The organism is Chthonomonas sp., from assembly GCF_035294505.1.
Classification (GTDB): Bacteria; Armatimonadota; Chthonomonadetes; order Chthonomonadales; family Chthonomonadaceae; genus Chthonomonas.
In genome coordinates this window covers 1-4,592 of record NZ_DATGKU010000062.1, presented here as the reverse complement: position 1 = coordinate 4,592, position 4,592 = coordinate 1, and the positions used below count along the sequence as shown (strand labels likewise).

4 protein-coding genes are annotated in these 4,592 nt (G+C 53.9%); 3 read left to right on the top strand and 1 reads right to left on the bottom strand.

The features are described from left to right. Positions 1–1,042, top strand: a 1,042-nt coding sequence (gene groEL, locus VKV18_RS02945) for a chaperonin GroEL (RefSeq protein ID WP_324202738.1), incomplete at its 5' end; no start/stop codon positions are given. 60 nt (positions 1,043–1,102) lie between these two features. Here the strand turns inward: groEL and VKV18_RS02940 are convergent. Then, positions 1,103–1,864, bottom strand: a complete 762-nt coding sequence (locus VKV18_RS02940) for a phytanoyl-CoA dioxygenase family protein (protein ID WP_324202737.1) — start codon at positions 1,862–1,864, stop codon at positions 1,103–1,105. A gap of 528 nt (positions 1,865–2,392) precedes the next feature. Between VKV18_RS02940 and VKV18_RS02935 the strand changes: the two genes are divergently transcribed. Further along, a complete protein-coding gene (locus VKV18_RS02935; protein ID WP_324202736.1) occupies positions 2,393–2,728 on the top strand; it encodes a hypothetical protein in 336 nt (111 codons plus the stop codon). A 292-nt stretch (positions 2,729–3,020) separates the two neighbouring features. After that, on the top strand, positions 3,021–4,592 hold a 1,572-nt coding region (locus VKV18_RS02930), incomplete at its 3' end, for a FlgD immunoglobulin-like domain containing protein (RefSeq protein ID WP_324202735.1).

The window sequence follows — 4,592 nt, the reverse complement described above, 5'->3', positions numbered from 1 at the left end:
GGGCTACATCTCCCCTTACTTCGTCACCGACACCGAGCGTATGGAGGCCGTCCTCGAAAATCCCTACATCCTCATCTATGAGAAAAAGATTAGCTCCGCAACCGATCTCATCCCCTTGCTGGAGAAGATCGCGCAGCAGCGGCGGCCAATCGTTATCATCGCAGAGGATGTAGATGGAGATGCCCTCGCAACTCTCGTACTTAACCGCATCCGTGGAACCCTCAGCTGCGCTGCCGTCAAAGCTCCCGGCTTTGGTGACCGTCGGAAAGCCATGCTCGAGGATATCGCCATCCTTACCGGTGGCAAGTTCATCAGCGAGGACCTCGGCGTCCAGCTCAAGAATGTAGATTTCTCCTACCTCGGCACAGCCGAAAAGGTAATCATCGGCAAAGAGGAGACCACCATCATTAACGGTGGTGGAACCGAGGCCGCCATCATGGGGCGCATCAATCAAATCAAGCGTCAGATCGAGGAGACGGAAAGCTCCTACGATAAGGAGAAACTGCAAGAGCGCCTCGCCAAGCTCGCCGGCGGTGTGGCCGTCATCAAAGTGGGCGCAGCCACCGAAACGGAACTCAAAGAGAAGAAACACCGCTTTGAGGATGCCCTCAGCGCCACCCGCGCTGCCGTAGAGGAAGGCATCGTGCCAGGAGGTGGCGTTACCCTGCTCAATGTGCAATCAGCCCTCGATAACCTCAAAGCCGATACCCAAGACGAGCAGCATGGCATCAATATCGTCCGACGTGCCCTCGAAGAGCCGCTACGGCAAATCGCCGAGAACGCCGGCTTCGAAGGGAGCGTAGTCGTTGAAAAGGTGAAAACGTTGCCGAAAGGGCACGGTTTCAACGCCGCCACCGAGGAGTACGGCGACATGATCGCTGCCGGCGTCATTGACCCAGTAAAGGTAACCCGCTTCGCACTGCAAAATGCCGCATCTATCGCCAGCCTTGTACTCACAACCGAAGCGCTGGTGGTGGAGAAACCGGAGAAGAAACCGGCCAACGGCGCCAACCCGCCCGGCGGCATGGACTACGATATGTAAAGCGGCTCAAAAATCACACTCCCTCTCCAGTATGGAGAGGGAGTTTTTGTTTTCGGGCACTTACTCTATCCATTGCGGCTCGCGCCAAATTGGTGTCCCATTCATTAGTATGCGACGCTGCCGTGGCGTCACCTTTTCGCGTGTCTCCGGTTTTGGAGTGTAGCCAGGCCATGGGCCGGCGTCCTCGCGCCCAAAATTCATGATAATCGTCTTTCTCGTTTTCTGTGAGGGATTTGGACGCCCATTGTGCAACAGCGCCTCGTTAAACAGAATGATGTCCCCGACCCGCACATCGTCAAAAATATGCTGCGACGGCAGGTCCACCCTTTCGCGAGTATCAAGGTCGAATTGCGCCCGGTGAGATCCGGGAATAACCACGAACTCCCCCTCGTTCGGCCCTACATCGCTCATGCAGTAGAACACCTTTACCATCGGGCAACAAAATCTCCCGTTTACCACATGCCCGGTGGGATGCGCACGCACCCCTCGATGCCACTCCCCACCTTTGTACCCCGGATAGGTGTAATACAGTTCATTATCAATATGCTTGTAGTCTTCTCCTAGCAGCTCCACCAACAAGGGCTCGACTGCCGGGTGGTCCAGAAATCGAGCAAACCTTGGGTCGGCATCAATCACCCGCGACACCGGCCGATTTAACTGATGCTGCATCCTACTCGGTTCGTCTGCATTTAGCCGATGTACATCTGTCTTCTCTACCTCTTCCATCCATCGCGTATATTCAACGACCTCCGTCGGTGTCAACGCACCACGTAGATGCAGAAAACCCTGTACATCAAACGCGAATCGCTGATCTTCGTTCATTGTTATGCCTCCTAAGAGAAATGGCTACCGCACTTCTAAATAGAATAAATAGAATCTACCTTAACCCTCCCCTCTTCCCATAAAACGTATCGCCTTTACCGCTATAAGCGAGATCATTAGTAGGAGCGGGTTTCAAACCCGCTCCTACCAGGTCTTGGACGTGTTCCGTGGTAATCAGACGGGCAATCCCAACGTAAATGCCCACCTCCTGCCCCGTCTTCGGCAGCGCGGTTGCTGCCACCTCCCACACAAAACAGGCGTACCACCGACCCGCTTTGCCCGTCGTGCCGAACTGTCTTGATCTGCCCCTCCAACCGAATGCACATATATCTCTCGCACACTAACTCCTTTCCCTTGCATTTCCCCCTCCATAGTGCTATAATTTGCGATATATTCCGCACTCTCGGAACTTGATGATATACCTCGATTGCAAAGAGCTAATGAAGTCTTACAGGCGGATCGCCCTTTCTTCTCTGAAACTCAAGGCGACCCAACGGCTAATGGGAAATGCACACTGGAGGTGCACCTATGTCCGTCTGCATTCGATATACCTGTGGCAACTGTGGAAAAACCATAGATGCTTGGGACGAGGGGAACCCTTACTACCTCGATGATCAGGGCGTGAAACGCTACACGCGTTGCCTGTTCAGCGAGTGCTCCGCCCGACTCATCGGTAACGACGTGCCCCACCTCTGTCTTGATTGCGGCGAAGAGTTTCTCGTAGATACCCGCGCGCCGGTAGATAGTTGCCCCAAATGTGGCTCGGCCTCCTTCTCCGATACGTTCCGCCTCGAAGGCCGAACCTGCCCCTATTGCAAAACAGGAGTATTCGCATGTGTGCCTGATTTCTACCTCGTTCCGTAACCCGGTTCCGGTGGCATTCCACCTCAAAGGCTCGGTTTAGAGCGGTTAACACGGAGATTGACGACTGGCAAAGACGAACGATCTATTTTTGCCTTTAAGCCCTTTTCCCCGCTCCTACATAGGGCGACGGGCAATGAATGGAGGAGGGTTGCTTGCCGTCACGTTTCCAGGAGCGAGACGGGTTTAGATGCCTCTCCGAATAGGATGCAGAGGCGAAAAACTCGGAGAGGTTTTTTGAAACCCTCCATCGAAATTTGTGTTTGATGCCCCCAATGAGGAGAAAACGGTGACCATGAGATTGCGACATCAGGCGATCATTTTGCTGCTACTTATTTTGTCGCGTGGTGATTCGGGCTTACCCCCAAATAGCTCTGCTCCATCTCAAACCCGACTTTTTCACTACACACTCTCTCAACAGGCCATTACAAGTGGTGGTATCTACGACGGCTCAGGTCATCTCATTCGGGTTCTCTGGCAAATGCAGCCTACTCCATCCGGTAAACACACCGTGTCATGGAACGGTCTCGACATGAGCGACCAACCGGCACCTTCGGGAAGCTATCATCTAGTGGTGGCTGTAAACTATAGTGTTTACCGCAATGTCGGTGTCATTGGGAATAGTGGGCAGCCGCCAAATGCACAAGGCCACACACCGGCAAGCATTCTCTCGGTGGCCACAGATCAAGAGGGCAATATCTATACCGCTAACGGTTGGGACGAGGCCGGCGCCGACTTCAAGAGGTGGGATAAATACGGCCATTCTGTCTACGACGCACATTTCCAAATTCGTAACGGAAAACCTAACGGCATCCCCTATGCGATCGCCGTGGATGACCGTTACATCTACTGCACCGTCGGTGGATGGGCTTCCCCTCCCTGGAACGAGCGACAACAGATCGAGCGCTTCCGCCTTAGCGATGGACAGGAAGTCCCTTTTTCCGGTCAGCATCTCACGGATGGCCATATTCAGCTCTATGAATGGCCGAGACACCTCATCCCCCCGAACACGCCACCCGATGAAGCGGAACTTTTGAAAACACCGTTACGGGGTATTGCCGTAAACCAACACAACCTCTTTGTTACAGACCTCCTTGGCAATCGAGTGTGGCGTTTCGATAAAGAGAGCGGCGATCTCTTGGGCAGCTTCCCTGTACCCACTCCCCGGGCTATCACGCTAGACGCCCAGGGGCAGATTTGGGTTAGCGCGCGTAAGCACGAAATTCGCGTCTACTCCGCCACCGGCCAGCAACTCGCTGCGCCAATCCACGATCTATCAGAAGCAGTCGAGATCGCCTTCAGCCCTTCAAACAAACTCTACGTGGCCGATACCGGAGCGGGACAGGTAAAAATATACGCAATTCACGGTCTCGAAGCCCATCAAATCGGCATTCTTGGTCAAAAGGCAAAAGCTGGCGATCGCTCTCCAGATCGCTTCTTTCATCTCACCGGCGTAGCCATAGCCCCAGATGGCAGTATTGTCACCACACAAACAGAACCCATATCCGGCGCTCGATTGGCGAAATGGTCGCCAACGGGTAAGCTGCAGTGGGAACAGTGGTGCACCGAATTTGTTTCCCTCGGGATCAACGCTTTGAACGACCCCACCCTCTTTCTCTCCATGAGTGGACACCTGTTTCATCTCGACGATTTTGAACACGGTAAAAGTCGTTACGTCGCCGATGGTCTAAACGATCCGGTGCTCTATCATAGCGACGTACATGGCGTGCCTCGTATTCTTACTTTTCAAGGCCACCACTTTCTCTTTCTGCCTACCGGAGACGGCGTTCAAGTCTACCGACTTGAAGGGCATACCCTCCATCTTGCTGCACTTGTAGGAGGTCGTGACCCCGATGCAACCGGGCAA

Coding starts and splice junctions, on each gene's coding strand:
- VKV18_RS02935 (WP_324202736.1), top strand. CDS start 2,393: ATGTCCGTCTGCATTCGATATACCTGTGGCAACTGTGGAAAAACCATA.
- VKV18_RS02940 (WP_324202737.1), bottom strand. CDS start 1,864: ATGAACGAAGATCAGCGATTCGCGTTTGATGTACAGGGTTTTCTGCAT.